The sequence below is a fragment of the Metallibacterium sp. genome (assembly GCF_054637675.1).
The window spans coordinates 1-23,345 of sequence record NZ_JBTSRB010000048.1 but is presented as its reverse complement, the minus strand read 5'-3'; the positions used below and the strand labels follow the sequence as shown (position 1 = coordinate 23,345).

The window sequence follows — 23,345 nt, the reverse complement described above, 5'->3', positions numbered from 1 at the left end:
GCCGCGGTGCGCGAAGCGCGCGATCGCGTGCGTGTCGCCATCCAGGCCACGCTGTTCGAATATCCGGCGCGCCGCGTGACGGTGAATCTGGCGCCGGCCGATCTGCCCAAGGAGGGCGGACGCTACGACCTCGCCATCGCCCTGGGCATCCTCGCCGCCGGCGGCCAGGTGCCACGCACCAAGCTGGAGCACTGCGAGTTCATGGGCGAGCTGGCGCTGTCCGGCGCGCTGCGCGCGGTCAACGGCGTGCTGCCGGCGCTGCTGCGCGTGCGCGCCAGTGGGCGCAGCGCGGTGGTGCCGCGCGCCAACGCCGCCGAGGCCGCGCTGGTCGAGGATCTCGACGTGCGCGTGGCCGACAGCTTGGCCGATGTGTGCGCGTGGCTGTGCGATCGCGGCGAACTGGATGCCCCGCAGGCCGTCGTGTGGGACGGCGCGGTCGGCGGGCCGGATCTGGCCGACGTGCGCGGACAATTGCAGGCGCGGCGCGCGTTGGAGATCGCCGCGGTCGGTGGCCACCACTTGCTGCTCAGCGGCCCGCCCGGTACCGGCAAGACCATGCTGGCCGAGCGCCTGCCCGGCATCCTGCCGCCGCTGCGCGCGTCCGAGGCGCTGGAAACCCTCGCGGTGTATTCGGTGGCCGGGCAGGACATCCGGCTCGCGCACTGGCGGCGACGGCCGTTTCGCGCGCCGCATCACACCGCCTCGGCGGTAGCGCTGGTCGGTGGCGGTTCGCATCCGCGCCCAGGCGAAATCTCACTGGCGCACCACGGCGTGCTGTTTCTGGATGAGTTGCCCGAGTTCGACCGCCACGTGCTGGAAGTGCTGCGCGAGCCGCTGGAATCCGGGCGCATCGCCATCGCGCGCGCCGCGCGCCGCGCCGAGTTTCCCGCGCAGTTCCAACTGGTGGCGGCGATGAACCCGTGCCCGTGCGGCTATGCCGGCGATCCCGGCGGGCGCTGCCACTGCACGCCCGAGCAGATCGCGCGTTACCGCGCGCGCCTGTCCGGCCCGCTGCTGGATCGCATCGATCTGCAGGTCGAGGTGCCGCGCGTGCCGATGGAAGACCTGATGCAGGCGCGCGCCGCGCGCGACGAGGACAGCGCCACGGTGCGCGCGCGCGTGGTGGCCGCGCGCGAGCACGCCTATGCGCGCGCCGGACGTCCCAACGCCGAGCTGGTCGCGCGCGAGATCGAGCGCGACTGCGCGCTGGGCCCGCCCGAACGCGCCCTGCTGGCGCGCGCCGTGGACAAGCTCGGCCTGTCCGCGCGCGCCTACCACCGCATCCTGCGCGTGGCGCGCTCGATCGCCGATCTGGACGGCGCCGCCGCCTGCGTCGGCCGCGAGCATCTGGCCGAGGCGCTGCAGTTCCGGGGTTTAACGTCGTAAGTGGCACGACCTCGCGCGTGCAATGCCCGAGGCATGCGCGCGGCGATCAGGTTCCGCGTAGCTACGAGTGCCCGGTGCGGCCGCTAATACGATAGTGATGATTGTCCAATTCGACAGGCAGCAGCGCCCAGCGCAGGGCCTGGCCGCAAGCCGGCGCCGGCTGGACGCGACGATATCCCGAGATCGTGCGCAGGCGCCGCGCATCGCGCCACTGCGGCACGGCGAATACCGGCGCCAACTTGTGCACGCGGCCATCCCGGCCGAATGCGACGAGGTACAGCACCAGCGCACGCTGCATGGGGCGGATCCGGATCTGCGAGAACGGTTGCGGCAGGTGCACGCGATGATGCGCATCGACGGGACGCAGGCGGCAGGCCGTGGGCTTCCGGGCCGACGTCAGCATCTGCCGGTACAGGCCGGCCTCGATGCCGGCGTTGTAGCGCAGGATGAACGCATTGGCATCGGCCAGTACCTGCTTGTTCTGCGTCTTCGACAGCATGCCCAGCGTGCGGTGTAGCAGCGAGGCGGGGTATCCGGTGTCCTGCTGCGCGGGGACCGCGTAATGCAGGTACGCCAGCGCCCAGACGTTGGCCTCCAGCGCGTGGCCGCGCCGCACTTCCAGTTCGGCCAGGGCGGGCATGGCCAGCAGGCGGCCCTGGATCGCGGCGTGCTCCAGGTACAGCACGGCCTTGTCGTCATCGCGCGCGAGATGGAAACTGCCGCAGTCGCGGCCGTGCAGGTACAGCGCACCGAACAGGAGCTGGTCCGATGCCTTGCCCTGCAGCGCGGCATGGCGCAGTGATTCGAATCCGGCCTGGCAGGCGTGCGCGCTGCCACGGCCGCTGATCAGCGCGAACTGGTCCGCGTCGCGCAAGGCCTTGGCCGCGTGATTCGCGGCTGTCATCGTGTCCGTCGCGGCCCGTGCGGGTGGTGCCGCCACGGCCGCCACGGCCAGCCCCGCGAGCGCAATGGCCAGCAGTGCGCGCCGCACGCGGTGCATGAATCGTCCGATCACGGAAAGCCCCCCTTATCCATGTTCAGTGCCAATGCATCGAGTAGCGGTGGTCGATGTAGTGCATCGGCTGGATGACCGGGCGCAGGCCGTGGCAACCGGGCGCGGGATTGAAGCGCATGATGGCCAGCGCATAGCGCATCTGGTCCCGCACGTGCCAGTTCGGCAGCACGTTGATGATCGCGTGATCGACGATGCGGCCAGCGGGATCGACGGCGTAGACCATCACCAGCGAGGCCGCGCGCGGTACATGCTTCCAGCGGCCGGGCCTGAAGAAGTCGGGCACGGTGCCCTGCGGTGCGATGCGCCGCGTCAAACAGTCGGCGGACGGGGCGGGCCAGCGCCGGCGCAGGCCGGCCTCGATCCGCGGGCCGTAACGCACCAGCACGCCATTGACGTCGGACAGCAGCTTGGCCTCCTGGGCAGTAGTGAGCTGCTCTTGTGCGTGCGCGATCAACTCGGGCAGGTAGCCTACCGCGCGCTTCTGTGCCGGCCGCAGCCGATGGTGGTAATAAGCCAGCGTCTGCGCCCAGATCATCGCCTGCAGCGGGTGATGGTTCAGCAGCTCGAACTGCGCCAGCGCCTGCATGGCGAACAGGCTGCCGCGGATCGCGGCATTGGCCAGATATTCGTTGGCCAGCGCGGCGTTGTACGGCAACAACGCATGCGGCCGCTGCGGCCCCCACATGTACAGCGAGCCCAGCACGTACTCGGCGAAGGCGTTGCCGTGTTGGGCCAATCGAGTCAGCGCGCCGATCGCCGCGAGACGCTCGGGCTTGGGATGTTTGGCACTGAGCGCGGTCAGCGCGAGCAGGGCGTAGGCGTGGTCCTGCGCCATCGCCGACACCGACCGCGCGGCGGGCTTGGGCAGCAACATCCGAGGTGGGCTCACGGGCGCCGACGTCGGCTGCGCCGGCAGCGCGGTTTGCGCGACGCAAGCCGCGCCCAGCAACAACCCGAGCAACCCGACTCCCCAGCGTGCGCGCATGTCCGTCCCTCGCTCATTCGCCACGTCGCGCACGCTAGGCCACTTGCGCGGCCCGAACAAGCAGGCGCGGCCTACAGTTCGTTTACATCACGCGCGCGGCCGTGGTTGCTCAGCCGTGCGTGCCGGGGCTGCTGCGACTGAATTGCGCCGGCAACGGCGCATAGCGCAGGGGTTTGCCGCAATCCGGCGCGGGTTCGATCTGTGCCCACACGTTGGCCTGCAGCACATGATGCTGTTGCAATTCCAGCTCGGCCATCGCCGCCATCGCAAACACGTTGCCGTGCGTCGCGGCGTTGGATAGATACACATCGGCCAGCGCCGGATCGCGCGGCAGCAGCGCGTGCGCGCCCTGTGGACCCTGGAAATACAGCGCGCCGTGCAGCAACTGCGCGAACGCGCTGCCGTGTTCGGCATCCTCGCGCAATTGCCTCAGCGCAGCCTCGCGCTGGCCATGCGGCGCATGCGCGTCAAGCACTGCGTAAATGGCCGTGCCACCCGGATCGTCCCGCTTCGGCGCAGGCGCCGCCACGAGCAAGGCATTGGCAGCATCCGCGGCAGGTGGTGCAACCGCTGCGGCGGCAGTGCTCTGCGCGCCGAGCACGCTGGCGAGCAGCAAACCAATCGATATGAATCCTCAGCGTGCGCGCATGTCCTCCCCTTGCTCATTCGCCACGCTGCGCACGCTAGGCCGTGACCGCGACCCGAACAAGCAGACGCGGCCTACAGTTTGTTTGCAGCGCAAGGCGCGCAGGCTTCGCTTGTGACGCAGCGGGTGCGGGCGTCAACGCGGGCCGCGTTGCAGCAGCCACAGGCGGATGAATTTCTGGCGCGCGTAATTGGCTTCGAGGTAGGCGTAAAACAGACCGCGCCAGCCGTCCAGAAAACCGCCGCGCAATACATAGCCGCGCAGAAAACGCCAGGTCGGATTCAGCACGATGTTGGCGATGCGCGCGCGGCGTCCGCTGTGCTGCATGTGCTCGGCCATCAGCCGCGCATAGCGTTCGTAGCGCGCGAGCTGATCGTCCAGCGAACGATAGGCCTCGTGCAACAGATCGCCGTGCAGCAGCGCGACCGCGCCGTCGACCTCGACGTGTTCGTGGATCTCGCGCGCACCGTGAAAACCGCCGTGACGACGATCGAAAAGGCGCAGCACGCGATCGGGGTAGGCGTTGCCGTGGCGCAGGAATTCGCCTAAGTAGCGCGTGGCGCGCGCGCAACGGTAACCGTGCGCGGCGGCAAAACCACCCGCACGCGCCGTTTCGATGGAGGCGCGCAGCGCCGGGCTGACGCGCTCGTCGGCATCGACGAACAGAATCCAGTCGTGACGCGCTTGTTGCACGGCAAAGTCCTTCTGCGCGCGGTAGCCGTCGAAGACACGGGTGAACACACGCGCGCCGTGCTGCGCGGCAAGCTCGCGCGTGGCATCCGTGGAGCCGGAATCGACCAGCACGATGTCGTCGCAAAAATCCAGCGCGGCAAGGCATGCGCCGATGCGGTCGGCCTCGTTGTAGGTGATCACGCAAGCGGAAATCGCGGGGCGGCTCATGGCAGGGGCGGGCGCGGCGGCAGTGCGCATCATCGCAGCATGGCGGCCGCATGGCAGCGTTATGCTGGCGCCATGCAGGAATGCAGCGGACACGATCAGCGCTGGATCGCCCACCGCGGCGGCGGCGATGCCGCGCCCGAGAACACCCTGGCCGCGTTTCATGCCGGCTACGCGGCCGGTTTTCGCGCCTTCGAGTGCGATGTGCGGCTCAGCGCCGACGGCGTGCCGTTTCTGCTGCACGACGACACGCTGGCGCGCACCACCGACGCGCGCGGCGGGGCGGCGGGGCGACGCTGGGCGGATTTGCGCAGACTCGATGCGGGCGCATGGTACGGCGCGCGTTTTCGCGGTGAGGCGCTGGCCAGCCTCGATGCCGTGCTCGATTTCGCCGCCGCCCGCCGCGTCTGGCTCAATCTCGAACTGAAGCCCGCGCCCGGCGCCGCGGCGCGCACCGGCGTGGTGGTGGCGACGCGCGTGGCGCGCTGGCTGCGTGAACATCCGCGCGTACCGGCGCCGCTGTTGTCCTCGTTCTCGCCGCGGGCGCTGCGCGCGGCGCGCGGCGCGCTGGCGCAGCGGCAAACCCAACTGCCGCTGGCGCTGCTGTGCGCATACTACGACGCGCGCGTGCCGCGCAGCGCTTGCGCGCTGGGTGCGAACGCGCTGCATCTGCACTGGCGCGCGCTTACCGCGGCGCGCGTGCGCGCCATCCACGACGCCGGTCTGGCGCTGCGCGTGTACACCGTCAACCGCGCGCCCACGGCCGCGCGCTTGCTGGCGGCGGGCGTGGAAGGCATATTCACCGATCGCCTCGAACTGCCGCTGCGCGTCAACGCTTGAACCCCGCGCCGCTACACTGCACGCTCAGTGCAAGGGCCGTCCCGTGAACCTGAGCTATCGACGACTGGAAACGCTGCGCGCGCTGTGGCCCTGGGCGCCGCTGTGGCTGGCGCTGGCGCTGCTGGCCATTTTCGCGCACGGGCCCATGCCGATGCATTCCACGCGCACCCTCGGCGTGGCCTGGGACATGTGGCAACACGCCAGTTACATCGTGCCGATGCTCAATGGCGCGCCTTACAGCGACAAGGCGCCGTTGCTGTACTGGCTGTTTTTCGCCGGCTGGAGCATCGGCGGGGTGAGCGATTTGTGGCCGCGCCTGCTGCTGGTACTGATCGGCCTGACGCAGTTGATCCTGGTGCAGGCGCTGGCGCGGCGTCTGTTTCCGACGCGGCCGTGGATCGCGCGCAGCGCGCCGTGGCTGCTGGGCGCGCTGACCTATGGATTCCTGTTCGATCTGCAGATCATGTACGACGGCCTATTGGCGGTGTGGGTGCTGCTGGCGCTGCTGGCGCTGCTGCCCAGTCCGCGCCGCGAGGCGCCGCGCTTCGTACTGTTCGCGCTGGCGCTTGGTCTGGGCCTGCTGACCAAGGGTCCGGTGATGTTGCTGCACGTGGGCCTGGTGTGGCTGCTAGGGCCGTGGTGGCAGCCGTGGGCGCGGCAGCATCGCGGCGCTTGGTATGGGCGCGGCGCGCTGGCGCTGCTGGTGGGCATGCTCATGCTGCTGGGTTGGGCGCTGCCGGCGGCGTGGCTGGGCGGTCCGGCATACCGCGAGCTGCTGCTGTTCCAGCAGACCGCCGGGCGCGTGGTCGATGCTTTCGCGCATGCGCGGCCCATCTGGTGGTACGTGCCGCTGCTGCCGTTGCTGTTGTTTCCGTTTGCGCTGTGGCCGCGCGCATGGAGCGCGCTGGGCAGCCTCGGGCATCCGTTCGAGCCGGGGCAGAAATTTCTGATCGCGTGGCTGGCGCCGGTGTTCGTGACGTTCTCGCTGGTCAGCGGCAAGCAGGCGTATTACCCGCTGCCGGAGCTGGGGGGACTGATCCTGCTGCTGGCGTTCGCGTTGGCGCGCCAGCGCGAACGTCATCCCGCGCGCGAACACAACGCCTGGCTGGGGCCGTGGCCGCTGGCCGTGTTCAGCCTGCTGCTGGGCGTGCTGCTGTTCGCGCTGCCGCGGCTCAGCGCGCGCGGTGATCTGGCGCACGATTACGCGCTGCGCGCGGTGGCCGTGCACAGCCCCAGCTTTGGCGTGGTGTTCGTGCTGCTGGCTGGCTGGCTGCTGCTGCTGCGCGGGCGCGGCGAATTGCGCCGTGTCGCGGTGGCCGGGCTGTTTGGCGTGGTCGCGGCCAATGCGCTGTTCACGCTGACGCTGTGGCGCGATTACGACCTGCGTCGGCTGAGCACGCTGCTGGCGCAGGCGCAGACGCACGGTGTGGCCATCGGCAATGTCGGCATGTACGAGGGCCAGTATCACTTTCTCGGGCGGCTGCAAAAACCCATCGCCGCGCTGGAGGATGGCGCGGCACTCAACGCCTGGCTGAACGCGCATCCGACAGGCTGGGTGCTGGCTTATCCGAGCACGCTGGATGCCGATGCGCGCCGTTACGCGCTGTACGCACAACGCTTCCGCGGCGTGTGGGTGGTGCTGTGGCCGGCGCGCACGCTGGCCGCGCTGCGCGCCGGCCACGAGCCGCCCGCGGGCAGCGGTCCGACCCTGGTCGTGCCCGGTGCCGGCGATGCCACCCCGCATTGATGCGGCGCTGACGGCGCGCATCGCCGCGCTGCGCGCGCAGCGCGATGGCCCGCGCGACGGCGCGCTGCTGCGCTGCATGCTCGGACAAACGCTGAGCGTCGCGGGCGAGCACGCCGCGGCGATCGATGAATTCGAACGCGCGCTGGTGTTCGACGCGCGCTACAGCGCGGCGTGGAAGTTTCTCGGACGCGCGCTGCTGGATGCCGGCCGCCAGGACGCCGCCGCCAACGCCTGGCGGCAAGGCATCGCCGCGGCCGAGATGCGCGGCGACGTGCAGGCCGCCAAGGAAATGCGCGTATTCCTCAGGCGCATTGAACGCAGCGCCGGCTAGCGGCAACGATCAGCGCGGTACTGTTCAACAGCAGGCGCGGCCTCAGCCGCGCGTCATCGTTTGCAGGCCAGCGCGTCTCAGCCGAGCAGGGCGGCGATATAGCGGCGCTCGAACCAGCGCTTGGCGGGATGCAACAGGCGCGCGCGCAGCAGCAGGCTGCGCTTTTCGGTGCGATACACCAGCGTGCCGCCATCAAGACTGTCGACGATGCAGATCAACTCGGCCGGCGCGGTTTGCTCGGGCGCCTTGCCGGCCAGCTCGTCGAGCAGATTCGCCGCCGCCGCCGTGCCCTGCAAGTCAGCCATGTGCGCCTGCTTGGGCATCCAGTCGGGGCCGGCATGGCTGCCGGCATCGCCGACCACGTAGGTCTGCGCGAAGCCGGGCACGCGCAACTGCGCGTCGGCCTGCACGAAACCGCCGGCGCTCAGTGGCAGGCCACTGTCCTGCACCCAGGCTGGGCCGGTCAGGCCGGGCATGAACAGGATCAGATCGGCGGCGATGCTGCCGCCCTCGGTATGCACCGCGCGCTCCTCGAATTTCACCAGCTTGTGGCCGAGGTGGGTTTCGATGCCGCGGCGCTGCATCTCGCGCAGCAGGCCCTCGACGGCGCGCGCGCCGAGGCGCGCGCCGGGTTTGGCCGCCGGCGCGAAGAACACCAGGCGAAAGTTGCCACGCTGACCACTGCGGCGCAGCCAGGTTTCGATGCCGAACAGCAGCTCGAACATCGGCCCGCCGCGCACCGCGGCTGGCTCGCTGGGATTGCCGGCGAAGCCGCACGCGATGCTGCCGCCGCTCATGCCCTGCAGGCGCGCATGGATCGCCTCGGCCGCCTCGATGCCCTCGCAAATCGTCAGCGCGTGCTCGATGCCTGGCGGCTTTTTGATGTGGCGCGCGCCGCTGGCGATGATCAGGCCATCGTTGTCCAGCGTCTGGCCGTCCTCGGTGAGCACGCTGCGGCCGCCGTTATCCAGGCCGCGTGTGCGGCCGGCGACGAAGCGCACGTTGTGGCGCGCGAAGAAATTCTGCAGCGGCACGCGCAGCGCATTGCCGCGGCGCAAACCGGTAGGCACCCAGATCAGGCTGGCGTTGTAGATCAACTCGGGCTTGGGCGCGAGCACGCTGATCGGCACGCGTGCGTCGCGCTTGCGCAACGCGCGGATGGCGCTGACCGCGCCGAAACTGCTGCCGATGAGGGTGATGCCGGACATATGCCGCTCCCTGTGCGCCTGAAATTGGACAGCAGGATTCTGCACTGCCGCGGATGAATGCAAGTGCGCGCGCCTGCGGTAGGGCGCCGCGATGGACGGCGCACGCGCTCAGAAATCCTTGCTCAGGCCCAGGTAATAGCCGCGTCGCGGTCCGTACTGCGGCGCGCCCACGCCGATGCCCGAGCCGTCACGCAGTGCGTACACACGGTCCAGCGCGTTGATCACGGCGAGACGCGCGTGCACCACGCCGAAGCCCGGCAAATCGAAACTGCGCGCCGCGCTCAGATTGAGCTGGAAATACGCGGGCAGGGTTTCGGTGTTGGCGAAGCCGGCGCGCAAACCCGTGCCATAAAGATAGTCGAAGCCCAGCGTGGTGCCATCGTGCAGGCGGTAACTGGCGCCACCCGACGACGTGTAGCGCTGCGCGTGGTCCAGCGCGATCCAGTGGCTGGCGATAAAGGCCAGCTCATCGGCCGCGAAGTTATACTGGCCCGAGGCCACCTGCTTGCCCTGGGCGACGTTGCCGGCCAGGTTGAAATAGGCGCGCAGCGGACCGTTCTGCCAGTTGGCGCTGAACTCGATGCCACGGTTGCGGCCGTAGCGGTAGTTGAAGTCGGAGAAGACCAGCGCGGTGCCGAACTGGCCTTCGTCCAGCAGATTGCGTGCCTGGCTCAGGTAGGCGTCCAGCCCCAGGGTGAGCTGCGCGCTGGGCCGCCACTGCACGCCGAGGTCGTAGTAATTGCTGCGCATGGCACGCGCATTCGTGTTGACGTCGGTGGGCAGTGCGTTGGTCGTGCCCTGGAACAGGGCGATGTCGGTGGCGGCGATCAGTTCGGTTGCCGGCGGGGTGAAATAGCGCGCGTAGCCGACGTGCAGCGTCCAGTCGTCGTCGACCTCATAGACCATGCCCAGGCGCGGACTGAGCTGGCTTTCGGCCAGATACCCGCCGATGCGGTCGTAGCGCAGGCCGCCGTTGAGGGTCAGCGCGTCACTGGCGCTCCACTGATCCTGTACATACAGCGAGGTGGTGCGCGCGGTCAGGCGGTTGTTGTCGGTGATGCTGATCGGCACGTTGCTGCTGGGATTGCCGCTGGCATCGGTGGGAAACACCAGGGAGCTGTTGTCCTGCACGCCACGCTGGAAATCAGCGTAAACGCCATAGCGCAAGGTGTTGCTTGATCCCAGCGGCGTGGCGAAATCCGCCTGCAACGTGCTGGCGCGGTTGCTGCGACCCACGTTCGAGGCGACGCCGTTGTAGATCAGATCGCCGATCGCATCGGGCGTGAAATCGACCTGGCTGTAGCGCTGGCCCGCGGCGATCTGGTAATCGGTGGCGCCCAGCTTGCCCAGCAGGCTGACGATGGCGAAGCGGGTCAGCTCGCGCTGGCGCTCATTGAGGTCGGCCGAGGGGTAGTCGTTGACGCCGGCGAGGCTGTAGACCGGTGCCTGGTCCGGATTGTCGGGAATCTGGAAGCGGTTGTTGGTCACGCCGGCCAGCACGCTGATGCGCGCGCTGTCGTTGAGCAGATACGACAGCGCGCCGAAGCCCTTGCCCTGCCAGGTCTTGTCGTGGATGGCCGCGCGCGTGGGAACTGGGTTTTCGATGCCGAGGTCATTCTTCAGGTAATCGCCGGAGAAGAACCAGCTCCAGCGACCGCTGTGGCCATGCAGGCTGAGCCACGGTTCCAGGGTGCCGTGGCTGCCCGCGGTCACGCCGACGCTGCCGCCGTTGCCAAGCTGTGCGCCGGAGCGCGTGCGGATATCGATCACACCCGCGGTGCGCAAGCCATATTGCGCCGGCAGCGCGCCAGTCAACAACGACACGCTGTGGATCAGGCGCGTGTCCAGCGTCTGGCCGAAGCCGGAGATGCTCTCCGGCAGGATGATGCCGTCGATGCGGTATTGCAGATTGGCGTGATCGCCGCGCACGTGCAGTTCGCCGTAGGAATCCTGCACCACGCCCGGCGCCTGCAGCAGCACTTGGTTCAGCGGCGTGGATTCACCCAGCGGCATGCTGGCGATGGCCTGGCGCGTGAACACGTACAGGCTGCTGCCGGTGGACGGGGAGAGCTGGTTGCGCGCCTGATCCAACACCGCGTTGACGGTGACCGTGGCCAGTTGCTTGGGTTCGGCGGTGGTGTCAGCGGCGCTGTCCTGGGGGCTGAGGGGACTGACCAGGGCCAGCAGCAGCGCGGCGGAAAGCGGTGAGCGTGTCAGGCGGCGCTGACGCAGGGCAAAGCGATGCATCGGGAAACTCCTGCATTGATGTTACACAATAACATAGTGTAACCGGACCGTATGGCGCGCGGCATTGAGCTTGTTTCGTTCGTCGTGTCGCCTGTCGGCCAATAGACACTGCGGTCACGCTCGGGACTTCCGGCTTATCTATCCGGCGCGCCCTTGGTATGTCAGCGCACAGACGCGCCAGCGCCGCAAGCGCAACCTGCATCGTGACATCGCCGCGACGCGGCAGCATGGATGCGCTCCGACATCTCCAATGCAACGCTCCTCCCCCATTCAATCCATGGAGCGCTGATCGAACGCAGCGACAACGCTATGCCGTGGTCATCGCGACTTTCCCATCCTCGCAACGAGGGTCTACCCGACGGAGTCAACGCAATGAGCAATCAAAACCACGACGCACCCTACAAGTCCAACCCTGGCAACCGCGACAAGCAGGAGTCCGGGCAGCACGAAAAGTCCGGCACTGACAAGCACCGTGACGGCCAGAAGGCCTTCGAGTCAAGACCACCAATTGGTTGGCCATCCACAAGCACGTGGACGACACCGGCCTGGTGACCTGCACCAATGGAACGTCCATGCACGTGAAGATCACCGCGCAAGGCGTGGGCCTCACCGCCGGCAAGTCACGCATCGACAATGGCGTTGGCACCTTCACCGACGTGCATACCATTGACGACGTGCTGGGCTCGTACGCACAGGGCGAAGTCAACGCCGGCCCGGTGAAATCAGGCTCCGCGCAAGTCCTGACCAAGGGTACGGTCTCGCTGGCGCTGGCGGGTTCAGGCCAGGGTATCGATCTAAGCTCGTACTTTATTGTCGGAAAACAGATGGGTTTGCGGTGCAAGCAGATCAGGCTTTGAACAACAGGCCGGGCGAGGCGTTCGCGAACCCGGACCCGGATCGCCGCGCGCTGTGGCGCGGCGCAGAATGTTCGTTACGGCATCGGGTTGATGGTAGCCGTGGCGATCGGCGTCGCGCTGGTGTTGCCGGGCGCGTTCAGTGCGCGCTGCAAGGCGACGCGGAAAGCCTGGAAGCGCGACAACTCGCTGCCGTCCAACTGCACCGGGGTCACCACGGCCGGCAGCAACTTGACCGGATTGGCCTGCGGCGTGACGGCGGCGGTCTGCGCCTCGATGCGCAATGGATCGATGCGCTTGCCGTGCTCCCAGATCTCGAAGTACAGATGCGGCCCCGTGGACAGCCCGGTGCTGCCGACATAACCGATCACCTGCCCGGCGTGGACCATCTCGCCATCGTGCAGGCCGCGCGCGTAGCGCGACATGTGGCCGTAGCGGGTGACCAGATCCGGGCCGTTGCGCAGCTCGACCATCTGTCCGTAATAACCGTGCCAGCCGAAGAAATCCACGCGCCCGGAGGCCACGGCGTGGATCGGCGTGCCCATCGGTGCGGCCAGATCGACGCCCTTGTGGAACTCGGGGATGTGCAGCACCGGATTGATGCGCCAGCCCCAGCCCGAGGTCAGCCGTGCCGAGGGCACCGGCATGACCAGCGCGATCGGCATCAGGCCCTGGCCGTCGGAATCGGCCAGCACGGTGTCGCCATGCGCGTCGCGGAAGCGATACAGCGTGTGTTCGCGGCCGGCGTCGTACACCGTCAGGCGCACCAGATCGGGTTCGCGCACGCCGGGCTCGCGAATGAACAGCGCATCCACCAGTGTCCCCGGCGGCAGCGGTTGCGGCAAATTGCTGTCCACATGCAGCCATTGCTTGACGGCGCTGGCCATCACCGGGTCGAAATGGCGCGCTTCGAGTTCGGCGGTGAGCGAATGCGCCACCATGAAACTGATGTCCTCGGGCGTACCCCGCGGCAGGATCGGCGTTTGCGCGGATACCGGCGCCTTGTCGGCGGTCGAGGTGAGCACCGCGGCCAGCAACTGGCCGCCCTCGCCCACCGGGCCGTTGCGCGCGATGTTGCGCGCTGGCGCCCCGCCCACGCCCCAACCCAGGACGAGGCCGCGGAAATGACGGTCCTTGTGCACGATGCGCACGCCGACCAGATGGTGGCCGCCGTGCACGGGGACGAGGCAGGCTTCGATGTGGTCGCCAGCGCGCAACGTACTCAGCGGCATGCGCTGCGCGATCTTCTGGCCCCAGACGAAGGCATCGCTGCGGGTGACGCCCCAGTGCGCGAACACGCCATCAAGCATTTCGCCCTGGCCCAGTATGGTGCTCACCGGCTGGCAGGCGAATGCCTGCGCACTGACGGCGAGCGTGAACAACAGCAGACCGGCGACGGCGCGGCGAATGGTGCGCATCGGAGCATCCTCGACTGAAACCGAACGAAGCCGCGCAACGTGCCGCGAATCAGGGCGATGGCGGTGCGGCGTGTCGTTCCTTATAGCCGGCACTCGTTAGACCGGCGTTAGATCACGCCGCTTTCACGCCTTACCAATCTGTACGATTTCGTATGTACTGGGCAGTACATTTTTCCGGATGCGCGGCGGCGGCGCACCGATGTCAGCGTGGACGCGGTTTGTTGCTGCACCGCAAGCGTGCAGCCGGCGCGCGCACGCGCTCAGCGCGAGGAGACGTATTTCTCGCGGCGGATGTGCTGGATCGGCAAGCCCGCCAGCTTCAGCGCCTCGAAAGACTGATCGACCATGTTCGGGTTGCCGCACAAATAGGCGATGTCGCCACTCGGATCAGGCGTCAGCTCGGGCAGCATGCTTTGCACGTAGCCGAGGCGATCATGAGCGCGCGGTTGCGCGCGCGCGCCGCGGCTGAAGCAGGGTACGAAGCGGAAGCCCGCATGCGCGGCGGCGAAAGCCTCGAACTCGGCGCCATACAGCAGCTCGGATTCGCTGCGCGCGCCATACAGCAGCACCGCCTCGACGCCACGCGCCCGCATCTGCGCGGCCAATTGCGGCAGCATCGCGCGGTACGGCGTGATGCCGGTGCCGGTGGCGATCAGCACATAGCGGCGGTTGGCATCCTGCTCGCCCAGCACGAAACGCCCGTAAGGGCCGCTGGCCTCGACCGTGCCGCCGTCTTCCAGATGCGTGAACAACGCGCTGGCGGCGCCACCCGGCACGTAGCTGACCGCGATCTCGATCAGATCCACGGCAGCGCCATGACGCGCGGCCACCGTGGCCACCGAGTAGCTGCGCTTGGTCGGTTTGCCATCGGCGTAGGCGAAGTGGATTTGCAGAAATTGCCCAGGCGTGAACGCGAACGGCTGATCATCGGTGCGCGCGAAGGCGAGGTGGCGCACGCTGGGTGCGAGCATGCGGCTCTGCGCCAGGCGCAGGGTGAAGTGCTGGGTCATCGGCGATGCGCAGTTGGGTGGGTTGCCGCGGGGGAAGCGCTGCGTGCGCGCGGAGGCGACGGAACGCGGATCATGCGCCCATATACTAGCGCCTTGTCTTTTGGCTCATGCCCATGAACGCGATCCCCGCGCTCGATCTGCGCGCGCTGCGCAAAACCTATCCCAACGGCGTCGAAGCGCTCAAGGGCATCGATCTCAAGGTCGAGGCCGGCGACCTGTTCGCGCTGCTCGGCCCCAATGGCGCCGGCAAATCGACGCTGATCGGCATCCTCGCCTCGCTGGTCAACAGCACCGGCGGCGAAGCGCGCGTGTTCGACGTTTCCGTGCAGCACGAGCGCAGCCGCGCCATGGCGCTGATCGGCGTGGTGCCGCAGGAATTGAACCTCAACCAGTTCGAGAAGCTGTTCGACATCTGCGTCAACGAGGCCGGTTTCTACGGCGTGCCGCGGCATATCGCCAAGCAGCGCGCCGAGAAGTACCTCAACGAGCTGCGCCTGTGGGACAAGGCGCAGCAGCCGGCGCGCAATCTCTCCGGCGGCATGAAGCGCCGCCTGATGATCGCGCGCGCCATGATGAACGAGCCGCGCGTGCTGATCCTGGATGAGCCCACCGCCGGCGTGGACATCGAGATCCGCCGCTCGATGTGGCAGTTCGTGCGCCAGATCAACCGCGAAGGCGTCACCGTGATCCTCACCACGCACTATCTGGAGGAGGCCGAAAACCTGTGCCGCAACGTGGCCATCATCGACCACGGCCGCATCATCGAGCACACCACGGTCAAGGCGCTGCTGACCCAGATCGATGTGGAAACCTTCGTGCTCGATCTGGTCGCGCCGTGCACGCAGCAGTCGCTACCGCATATCGAGGGCCTGAACCTGCGGCGCATGGACGAATCCACGCTGGAGGTCGAGCTGCCACGCGGCCGCGACCTCAACACCTTGTTCGCCGCGTTGACTGGCGCCGGACTGGTGGTGCGCTCGATGCGCACCAAGTCGAATCGTCTGGAAGAACTCTTTTTGCGCCTGACCGGCGGCACGGAGCGCGCGGCATGAACGCCTACGAGCAGTGGGTGGCGTTCCACACCCTGATCCGCCGCGAAGTCATCCGCATCGTGCGCATCTGGGGGCAGACGCTGATGCCGCCGGCGATCACCATGACGCTGTACTTTTTGATTTTCGGCACGCTCATCGGCAGCCGCATCGGCGCAATCCACGGCTACACCTACATGCAATACATCACCCCCGGCCTGGTGATGATGAGCGTGATCACCAACAGCTACGGCAACGTCACCAGCTCGTTCTTCGGCGCCAAGTTCGGGCGTTACGTCGAGGAAATGCTGGTCAGTCCGATGCCACCGCGGGTGATCCTCGCCGGCTACATCGGCGGCGCGATGCTGCGTGGACTGATGGTGGGCGTGATCGTGCTGGGCATTTCGCTGTTTTTCACCAGCCTGCACATCGTCAGCATCTGGGTGACGATCAGCAGCGTGGTGCTGACCACGGCGATCTTCTCGCTGGCCGGCTTCATCAACGCCATGTTCGCGCGCAAGTTCGACGACATCGCGCTGGTGCCGACCTTCGTGCTCACCCCGCTCACCTATCTCGGCGGCGTGTTCTATTCGGTCGACCAGTTGCCGCAGCCGTGGCGCGATATTTCGCACGCCAATCCGATCTTGTACATGGTCAGCGCCTTCCGCGACGGCATGCTCGGTGTCGGCGACATCGCGCTGCTGCCGGCGTACGCGGTGATGCTGGTGCTGTTCGTGGCGCTGGGCATCATCGCCGAACGCCTGCTGCACCACGGCCGCGGGCTGCGCAGTTGATGGCGGACTGTTCCCCGCGTCCACCAGCCGGGGCTTGCCTTACAGGTGCGCGCGGCGATCCGCCAGCAGCAACTCGGCGGGCAGCGCCGCGGCGGCCAGGCCACGCGCGAACAGCATGGCCTGGAAGCGCTCGCCCATGGCCTCGGGCAGCATCAGGCGCTTGATCTCCTGCGCCAGCGCATACAGCCCGGCGGTATCCTGCCCGGCCGCCGCCTCGGCGTGCACCTGCTCCAACCCCGCCGCCAGCAGGAACTGACCTTGCGGCACATAGGCCGCCAGATCCAGGCCCGCGCCCTGTCCGGCTTCGGCCAGCGCGCTGAAATCGACACTGGCGGTCAGATCCTGCAGGCCGGGATGGAAGAACACATCATCGTGCACGTGGTGCCGATAGAACGCGCGCAGCGTGCCGTTGGCGCGCTGCGGCAGGTAGTACTCGGCACGCGGGTAGCCGTAATCCACGAACAGCGCCAGCCCGGTCGCGAGCGTGCCGGCCACGGCCTGCATCCAGTACGGCAATTGCGGCAGCAGTTCCGAGCGATAACCATCGGCGAATGGCTGGCCCAGCGCGCGTTCAAGATGACGCGCGGCGGCAGACGTCAGCGCATCGGCCGGGCGGTCCACGCGCATGAAGGCACCGGCGCCATCCAGCGCCACGTGCTCCTCGTACACCTCGCCGCCGCGCACGGTGAAGCGCGTGGCCGGTAGCGCGTCCAGCACCTCGTTGGCGAACAGCACGCCGCGCCAGGGCTGCTCGGGCGGGCGCTCGATCCACTCCAATCGGGCGAACAGCGCGGCAGGCAAGCGCGCGCGCAGCCGCGTCTGCTGGCGCGCGCGCAGCTCGGCGCTGGGTTCCAGCATCAAATAACGCGCCGGCAGCGCGCCGCGCGACGCCAATGCCAGCAACACGTGTTCGGCGAAGGCGCCGCTGCCGCCGCCCAGTTCCAGCCAGTCGGCCTGCGCGCCCAGCAGCAGCAATGACGGCGCCAGCGCGCTGGCCACGCAGCGCGCGAAGATCGGCCCCAGCTCGGCGCTGGTGACGAAATCCCCGGCCGCGCCGAACTTGCGCGCCCCGGCGCTGTAATAACCCAGCCCCGGCGCGTACAGACAGCGCTCCATGAACGCGTGAAACGGCATCGGCCCATGCGCGGCGATGGTCTCGCGCAGCAGCGCGGTCAAATGCGCCGAATGCGCGAGTGCATCGGCATCGGGTGCGGGCAGGTCGGCGGGCTGCATGCTGCGTGATCCTTGAGCGACAGCCGGCAAGCCTACATGCGCCGGCGCGTGCGCATGCCGCGCTCGGCATGACAAACACCATCGAGATGTAGATCTGGCGCGTGCCGTTGCCGGTCGGCGGAAGCCATCATTTGCTCAAGTACAGCCTGTACTACGGACGTGGCGGCGGGCGGATCGTGGGCTATGACAACGAGCCTGGCAAAGGCGATCATCGCCATCTGCGCGACGTGGGGATGCCCTATACCCTCACCACCGTCGAGCAGTTGATGGTCGACTTCAGCGCCGATGTGCAACGCGAACGAGGGCAACAACCATGAAGAAGCCCATCACCATTCATGTCAATGATTCGCTGCAAGCCATGGGCGAGCGCTTCGCGGATGCGTGGCATCGCGCCGAGGCTGGCCAGGAGATGGCCGAAACGCACATCGGCTTCGTCGAGCTGGAAGCCATGCTGTCGGCCCTGACCCCCAAACGCATGGAATTGCTGCGCGCGCTGCATGCTCATCCGGCCAAGGATGTGATGACCTTGTCCAAGGCGCTCGGCCGCGACTACAAGCGCGTACACCAGGACGTTCGTGAGTTGAGCGCCACGGGCCTGGTGGTGAAAGGTCCGCGCGGCGTGTGCGTCCCCTACGACGTGGTTCATGCCGAGATGAAGCTGTAGAAGCGGAATCAGGGAACTTCGGCGCCGGCAGCGAAGCGAGATGCGTCGCTGCCAAGTCGATGTTCCTTGCATGCTTATCCGGTTGACACACTTCGCGAGCCAAACGTCATCGGTGATCGTGGTCTCCAGGATCTCCCAGTGCCAGCTCTGCAGGGGGGTTGCCGTGTCCCACGTCGTGTCATCCGTCCGCCGGATGACGTGCTCATGCTTAAGTGTGTCAACCGGATAAGCATGGTTCCTTGAACGAGATCAGTATGATGGTTGGAATCGACCCTGGACGTTGCACGACCGCCAAGCAAGCTTTATGTTGCGCCCAACTAGGCTAATTTGGGCGTTCAACATGGCGACCCCCGCACTGATCAAGCTGGACAATCTGCGCATGCTCGCCGAGGCCGGCTCGGTTCGGGCAGCGTCCATCATCGGCCAACGCGGCGGCTACGCCGTCGTCGCTCAAGTCGGCATGCAGACCCGTACGCTCGCGACCAAGTACAACCGCGTTCGCATGTTCGGCAGCGCCGATGCCGCGGCCAAGCTTTTGCGCGAAGCGGGCATTGGTCAGACAACGCTCGACCTGACCCACTACGAGCCGGGCCGGCTGCGTGCTGCGCGCCCGGACGTGGTCTTGCGCACTCGGCGAGCCAATGCAGCGCTGGAGTACGACACGTGGTTTCGTGGCGAAGTACGCAAGTCCCTCGACAAGATCGAACGTGGCGCGGCCATCTGGCACGACCACGATGAAATGTTCGATCGCCTGGAGGCGTATGCCGCGAAGCGGGTCGCCGAGCGTGACGCAGTCAAGCCGCCAAAGGCGCGACGCCGTGCGCATGCGCTACGAGGATGAGGCAGAAGAAGATCTGCGCAAGGCGATCGATTTTGGCATCGAAAACGATCTGCCGGATCCAGTGGAGTTTGTGGTTCAGTTGCGCGAGCGCATCAAGACGCTGGCCACCCAGCCCAAGAGCAGTAAACAGGGGCGCCAGCCCGGAACACGGGAATGGCCGCTGGCCGGCACGGTGTACAACGTGGTCTATCGCGTAGCGGAGGATGAAATCCAGGTGCTGCGCGTGATGCCACCGTGGACCACGACAGCGGCGTGTCGTTGGTCGGAATGAAGCGATAAAGCGGCCAGTTATCACCTGCGCCGACTTGCGGATTGCACGAGTTCTATCAATCATGCACAATCAAGGCGCGCAATTAACCCCAGATTGATAGATGAGCTTACCATGCACAGCATGACCCTGGAGCAGCTACGCGCCACGGTCAACGCCGGCGGCGTGACGGGTGTGACCCTGAAAGGCCAGGGCGGCGGCTTCTTCGTTGAAATCGCCACCCGCAGCGGGCAGGACGCCTTTTTGGTGAAGGCCCGCAGCACCGAACCGCGCCGCTTCGGCAATCCCACCTCTGCGCTGATCGTGCTGCGTGACGTGGGCATTGCCGTTGCCCAACTCGACGCGACCAACTGGAACCCCGGCCAAAAGAACATGACCCGCAGCCGGCGAAACCGCGCCGAGGCCATGCGCGCAGCGCATGAAGCCGCAGCCTATAACCAGTGGCTGGCCGCAGAGGTTCGAGCGTCCATTGACGACCCGCGCCCGAGCATCCCGCACGATGAAGTCATGGCCGAGATGGACGCCGACATTGCCGCCCTGCCGGGCGCCAACAGAAAACGCGCGTGACGGCCAAGCCGTACCACATTGAATGGCGAGCGATGGCCCGCGACGATTTGCGCGCGATCGTCCACTACATCGGCAAAGACAACCCGGCGCGAGCCAAGAGCTTCGGCAAGGAGCTGCGAGACAAGACCAAACCGCTTGCGCAGCATCCAGAACTAGGCCGCACGGGGCGGCCGGGCTTGCCCGACTGGCTGCGCGAGCTGGTCGTGCAGCCGAACTACATCGTCTTTTATCGTCTGCTGACCGAGGTCCGCACCGTGCAGATTTTGAGTGTGAAGCACGCGGCGCAACAGGTGCCGTGATTATCAACCCGGCGCGCCAGACGCCTGTCTTTAGCGGTAAAAGAAAGGGCCAGCATCGCTGCCGGCCCAAGTCTCACACGGAGTCTGCTGATATCAGAAGCGGTAGTTGAAATCAACGTAGTACGAACGACCGTAAATGTTGTAGGCGCCGTAGTCGTAATATGGCCAGAAGGTAAAACTTCTGTCCAAGGGTGGCATGGCGTTGAACAGGTTGTTCACGGTCAACGCCACGCTGGCGTCTGTGCCAATGTCGTACTTGACGGTTGCGTTGTAAAGTATCCAAGGCGGCATGCGTCCAGCGCCGTAGGTTTGATAAACGGTCGGGTTAGCGTAAGCGGCGAAATTCGGCAGCTTGCCATATCGAATACCAGTCAGTGCCGTGGTCCAATTCTGGATATTCCAAGCCAATGTGCCGGTGAGGATGGTTTTGTACTCCGGACCCAGCGCAGAACCGCCCTGCGCTGACAAATAATCATAATATGGATTGTGCAGCAGGTGGTAAGTGGGATCTCCCGGCGCAAGCTGCAGTGTATGATGCAGCGTCACATTGTACTGCCCACTGAGCATAAACCGTCCCCAGCGTCCGGCATCATAGGAATAACTGCCCTTGGCGATGATACCGCTGACGCGTTCTCGCGCGATGTTGATCGGTTCAATGGTAACCCCATTCAACAAGTAGGGGATCGGGGCATTGGCCCCTCCGCGCGATACCGCTGCATACGCAGTCTGGCAAACGGGTGAGCTGCTCGGAATCTGGCCGAGCAGGCACTGCGCATCATTCAGCAACAGCGTATTGACGCTTTGATACTGCACTTCGTTGCTGATGCGGATATCATAATAATCCGCACTGACATTGAAGTTGGATGTCGGTGACCAATCGAACCCGGCGCCCCAGCTCTTGGCCGTGATCGGCGATAAATACGGATTGCCCCTCTGCGTACCCTTGATTTGCGTATTGATATAAGGGTTGTTGATGCCGGAGCAATTGGAGTAGGGAGTGCCGGGAAATAGCCTTTCACACTGATAGTAGTCCGTTACTCCCTGGAAAAATCCGCTGTTGCCGACGAAGGCATAACCCATGTCCGGCATTTTAAATGCGGTGGAATAATTTGCACGCAGCAACAGGGTATTAAACGGACGGAATGAGAACGCGACCTTGTAGGTTGGCCGGCTCGATGTGCTGCCACCATCATTGTGGAAGCGATCGTAGCGCGCGGAGACATCGGCGCTGAGCATGCTGGTGATCGGCACATGGAATTCGACGGCGCCCGCATAGTTATTACGCCGGCCGCCGCCAGAAGAGCCCGTGTACCCCCAGAACTGGCCAGAGCTAAGCAGCGGGTTTGCCGGCAACGCCCAGTTTTGATCCCCGGCCTGCAGCACACCCGCGAACCCGACATCGCCTGCCGGCAGCTTGAAGAGATCCGTATTCGTGACCTGCAAGTTCAGGTTTTGCGTATACGATTCGCTGCTGCTGTGCATGATACCCAAAAAGCTTTGATACTGGGCGGGCGTCAGACCCTGGTAAAATTTGCTGTAATTCGGCGCATAGATCGGGTAGCCATAGTAACTGCCCAGCTTGGGTCCAAGAAACTGGTTCTGAAAGAATGCATCAACCCTGCTGGTAATGGGGTGTGGCGTGTTTTGCACGGTATTGAACTGGGACCGCGCATAATAAGCGTCATACGCCCAGTTGCTGTCGCCCAAGTTGCCTTTGACACCACCGTAAAAATTGTAGCTGCGGTCCACCTCGTGTGTACCATTGACCGCCAAGCCTCCAACTTCTTCGGGTGCGAAGGTCTCGAATGGCTGCTGGAATGTTCCCGTATTGGCGTTGAGGATAATACCGGGAGCATGACCATTGTAGAAAGCCGCAATATTCGGCTCCCACCAATTGTAGAACGGACCCGCGCCGAAGCTCTGTGTCTGGATGGTGGCAACCAAGTTGCCGTACAACTCCATGTTGCTGTTGATTCGGAACTGCCCGGACAGATAGGCGGTTCCCTGATTGTTCTTGTTCATGACCGTGTTGTAGCCGGGCATATTGGGGCTGCCACACGCGTAACCACCATTGCCCACGTAGCTTCCAGGTGTTGCTCCAGGGCCTTTGGTTTCAAATTGTACCGTCGTTCCGCCGTACTGGTTGGCGATGTTGGCACATGGATTCACGCCAGCACTGGCCGGAATAATAAAGTTGCCCGCGCTATAATCGACCAAACCATAACTTATGGAAGGCATTCCGCTGAGATCCGGATTGGGATTGGCGTAGGTGGTGCCGTAGGGCCGCTGAAATTGGTAAATGGGCTGCTGCGTGCTGTACTGCAAACCATAAACCAAGCTCAGGCGACCTTTGTTATAACCGCCCACCAGCGACAGCAATTGGCTATTGCCGCCGCCATCCGCATAGCCGCCGGCACGGTACTCGAAATGGACTCCACTCACATGGTGCTTGAGAATGATGTTGATAACGCCCGCGATGGCTGCCGAACCATAGATCGAAGACTGGTTCCCGGGCACGATATCGATACGATCAATCATCGAAATCGGGAAATTGGAGATGTCTTGGACACTGGCCTGGCCATTGTACAGCAACGGATAATCGGCCAGCGGATGCCCATTAACCAGGATCAAGGTAAAATCGGGCGGCAGCCCCAACAGCGATACTGTTTGCAAGCCTTGGGTGAACGCCGCTGTAGCCGAGGCACCTTGCACCTCTCCTGTGGCCATGGGCATGGCTTGTATCGCTTGGTAGATGCTGGTGAAACCCTGCTCCTTGATGTCTTTTGCGGTGATCGAAATCGTGGGCGTCGCAGTTTCGATCTCGGCCGTCGGGATCAGCGAGCCAGTGACCACGATCTTCTTCAGTTCTTGCGCCTTTTTCTTGTCCTGCTTCTGCGTAGCGCCGGTCTGCGTGCCCTGCGCACGCGCGGGCAGGGTGTAAGCCGAGGCCGAGAGCGCCGCGACGATCGCGGCCGCCAACAACGAGCGTTGCATGGGCTTCATGGGTCAAGACTCCGTGTGTGTGCAGGCGAAGCATGCTGGCCGGTGTTGCCCGACCATGGCCGAA

At 65.7% G+C, this 23,345-nt stretch carries 23 protein-coding genes; 13 read left to right on the top strand and 10 right to left on the bottom strand.

Annotated elements, in window-relative coordinates:
• Positions 1 to 1,386: YifB family Mg chelatase-like AAA ATPase (locus ACYDAT_RS12750; RefSeq protein ID WP_461450549.1), on the top strand; the 1,386-nt coding region annotated here is incomplete at its 5' end.
• Positions 1,387 to 1,447: 61 nt separating this feature from the next.
• Here ACYDAT_RS12750 and ACYDAT_RS12745 read toward each other — a convergent pair.
• The 4 genes from ACYDAT_RS12745 to ACYDAT_RS12730 form a co-directional block, all read right to left on the bottom strand.
• Positions 1,448 to 2,401 (bottom strand): SEL1-like repeat protein, encoded by a 954-nt coding sequence (locus ACYDAT_RS12745; protein WP_461450547.1) that lies wholly within the window; start codon positions 2,399 to 2,401, stop codon positions 1,448 to 1,450.
• Positions 2,402 to 2,423: 22 nt separating this feature from the next.
• The gene (locus tag ACYDAT_RS12740) at positions 2,424 to 3,386 is read right to left on the bottom strand and encodes a hypothetical protein (RefSeq protein WP_461450545.1); all 963 of its coding nucleotides are present in this window, start codon (positions 3,384 to 3,386) and stop codon (positions 2,424 to 2,426) included.
• 109 nt (positions 3,387 to 3,495) lie between these two features.
• Complete coding sequence (locus ACYDAT_RS12735; protein ID WP_461450543.1) at positions 3,496 to 4,002, bottom strand: hypothetical protein; 507 nt, start codon at positions 4,000 to 4,002, stop codon at positions 3,496 to 3,498.
• A 165-nt stretch (positions 4,003 to 4,167) separates the two neighbouring features.
• Positions 4,168 to 4,962: a glycosyltransferase family 2 protein gene (locus ACYDAT_RS12730; protein WP_461450553.1), complete on the bottom strand. Its 795-nt coding sequence runs from the start codon at positions 4,960 to 4,962 to the stop codon at positions 4,168 to 4,170.
• 9 nt (positions 4,963 to 4,971) lie between these two features.
• On the opposite strand from ACYDAT_RS12730, the gene ACYDAT_RS12725 reads away from it, so the two are divergent.
• The 3 genes from ACYDAT_RS12725 to ACYDAT_RS12715 are packed head-to-tail and all read left to right on the top strand — an operon-like array spanning position 4,972 to position 7,847.
• Complete coding sequence (locus ACYDAT_RS12725; protein ID WP_461439999.1) at positions 4,972 to 5,769, top strand: glycerophosphodiester phosphodiesterase family protein; 798 nt, start codon at positions 4,972 to 4,974, stop codon at positions 5,767 to 5,769.
• Between the two features lie 43 nt (positions 5,770 to 5,812).
• Positions 5,813 to 7,516, top strand: a complete 1,704-nt coding sequence (locus ACYDAT_RS12720; protein WP_461450541.1) for an ArnT family glycosyltransferase — start codon at positions 5,813 to 5,815, stop codon at positions 7,514 to 7,516.
• Complete coding sequence (locus ACYDAT_RS12715) at positions 7,500 to 7,847, top strand: hypothetical protein (protein WP_461440001.1); 348 nt, start codon at positions 7,500 to 7,502, stop codon at positions 7,845 to 7,847. Before ACYDAT_RS12720 ends, ACYDAT_RS12715 begins: the two co-directional genes overlap by 17 nt.
• 77 nt (positions 7,848 to 7,924) lie before the next feature.
• Here ACYDAT_RS12715 and ACYDAT_RS12710 read toward each other — a convergent pair whose 3' ends face one another.
• Positions 7,925 to 9,055 (bottom strand): NAD(P)/FAD-dependent oxidoreductase, encoded by a 1,131-nt coding sequence (locus ACYDAT_RS12710; RefSeq protein WP_461450539.1) that lies wholly within the window; start codon positions 9,053 to 9,055, stop codon positions 7,925 to 7,927.
• A 108-nt stretch (positions 9,056 to 9,163) separates the two neighbouring features.
• A complete protein-coding gene (locus ACYDAT_RS12705) occupies positions 9,164 to 11,302 on the bottom strand; it encodes a TonB-dependent receptor (RefSeq protein ID WP_461450537.1) in 2,139 nt (712 codons plus the stop codon).
• A 572-nt stretch (positions 11,303 to 11,874) separates the two neighbouring features.
• Between ACYDAT_RS12705 and ACYDAT_RS12700 the strand changes: the two genes are divergently transcribed.
• Complete coding sequence (locus ACYDAT_RS12700) at positions 11,875 to 12,159, top strand: hypothetical protein (protein WP_461450535.1); 285 nt, start codon at positions 11,875 to 11,877, stop codon at positions 12,157 to 12,159.
• Between the two features lie 74 nt (positions 12,160 to 12,233).
• On the opposite strand, the gene ACYDAT_RS12695 is transcribed toward ACYDAT_RS12700, so the two are convergent.
• Entirely contained in the window at positions 12,234 to 13,574 is a 1,341-nt protein-coding gene (locus ACYDAT_RS12695; RefSeq protein WP_461450533.1) for a M23 family metallopeptidase, read from the bottom strand.
• Between the two features lie 260 nt (positions 13,575 to 13,834).
• Positions 13,835 to 14,584, bottom strand: coding sequence for an FAD-binding oxidoreductase (locus ACYDAT_RS12690; RefSeq protein ID WP_461450531.1), 750 nt, complete (start codon positions 14,582 to 14,584; stop codon positions 13,835 to 13,837).
• Positions 14,585 to 14,691: 107 nt separating this feature from the next.
• Here ACYDAT_RS12690 and ACYDAT_RS12685 point away from each other — a divergent pair, with 107 nt between their 5' ends.
• Positions 14,692 to 15,636: an ABC transporter ATP-binding protein gene (locus ACYDAT_RS12685; protein WP_461440340.1), complete on the top strand. Its 945-nt coding sequence runs from the start codon at positions 14,692 to 14,694 to the stop codon at positions 15,634 to 15,636.
• Positions 15,633 to 16,406: an ABC transporter permease gene (locus ACYDAT_RS12680; RefSeq protein WP_461440341.1), complete on the top strand. Its 774-nt coding sequence runs from the start codon at positions 15,633 to 15,635 to the stop codon at positions 16,404 to 16,406. The genes ACYDAT_RS12685 and ACYDAT_RS12680 overlap by 4 nt, the downstream gene beginning before the upstream one ends.
• Positions 16,407 to 16,445: 39 nt before the next feature.
• Here ACYDAT_RS12680 and ACYDAT_RS12675 read toward each other — a convergent pair whose 3' ends face one another.
• The gene (locus tag ACYDAT_RS12675) at positions 16,446 to 17,639 is read right to left on the bottom strand and encodes a class I SAM-dependent methyltransferase (protein ID WP_461450529.1); all 1,194 of its coding nucleotides are present in this window, start codon (positions 17,637 to 17,639) and stop codon (positions 16,446 to 16,448) included.
• Between the two features lie 101 nt (positions 17,640 to 17,740).
• Between ACYDAT_RS12675 and ACYDAT_RS12670 the strand changes: the two genes are divergently transcribed.
• The 6 genes from ACYDAT_RS12670 (at position 17,741) to ACYDAT_RS12645 (ending at position 20,278) form a co-directional block, all read left to right on the top strand.
• Positions 17,741 to 17,956: a toxin-antitoxin system TumE family protein gene (locus ACYDAT_RS12670; protein WP_461440343.1), complete on the top strand. Its 216-nt coding sequence runs from the start codon at positions 17,741 to 17,743 to the stop codon at positions 17,954 to 17,956.
• Positions 17,953 to 18,303, top strand: a complete 351-nt coding sequence (locus ACYDAT_RS12665; RefSeq protein WP_461450527.1) for an HVO_A0114 family putative DNA-binding protein — start codon at positions 17,953 to 17,955, stop codon at positions 18,301 to 18,303. Before ACYDAT_RS12670 ends, ACYDAT_RS12665 begins: the two co-directional genes overlap by 4 nt.
• Positions 18,304 to 18,643: 340 nt before the next feature.
• Positions 18,644 to 19,144: a hypothetical protein gene (locus tag ACYDAT_RS12660; protein WP_461450525.1), complete on the top strand. Its 501-nt coding sequence runs from the start codon at positions 18,644 to 18,646 to the stop codon at positions 19,142 to 19,144.
• Positions 19,128 to 19,415, top strand: a complete 288-nt coding sequence (locus tag ACYDAT_RS12655; RefSeq protein ID WP_461450551.1) for a type II toxin-antitoxin system RelE/ParE family toxin — start codon at positions 19,128 to 19,130, stop codon at positions 19,413 to 19,415. Before ACYDAT_RS12660 ends, ACYDAT_RS12655 begins: the two co-directional genes overlap by 17 nt.
• A 111-nt stretch (positions 19,416 to 19,526) precedes the next feature.
• Entirely contained in the window at positions 19,527 to 19,979 is a 453-nt protein-coding gene (relB, locus tag ACYDAT_RS12650; RefSeq protein ID WP_461450523.1) for a type II toxin-antitoxin system RelB family antitoxin, read from the top strand.
• The gene (locus tag ACYDAT_RS12645; RefSeq protein ID WP_461450521.1) at positions 19,976 to 20,278 is read left to right on the top strand and encodes a type II toxin-antitoxin system RelE/ParE family toxin; all 303 of its coding nucleotides are present in this window, start codon (positions 19,976 to 19,978) and stop codon (positions 20,276 to 20,278) included. The genes relB and ACYDAT_RS12645 overlap by 4 nt, the downstream gene beginning before the upstream one ends.
• A gap of 93 nt (positions 20,279 to 20,371) precedes the next feature.
• On the opposite strand, the gene ACYDAT_RS12640 is transcribed toward ACYDAT_RS12645, so the two are convergent.
• A complete protein-coding gene (locus tag ACYDAT_RS12640) occupies positions 20,372 to 23,281 on the bottom strand; it encodes a TonB-dependent receptor plug domain-containing protein (protein ID WP_461450519.1) in 2,910 nt (969 codons plus the stop codon).
• Positions 23,282 to 23,345 lie beyond the last annotated feature (64 nt).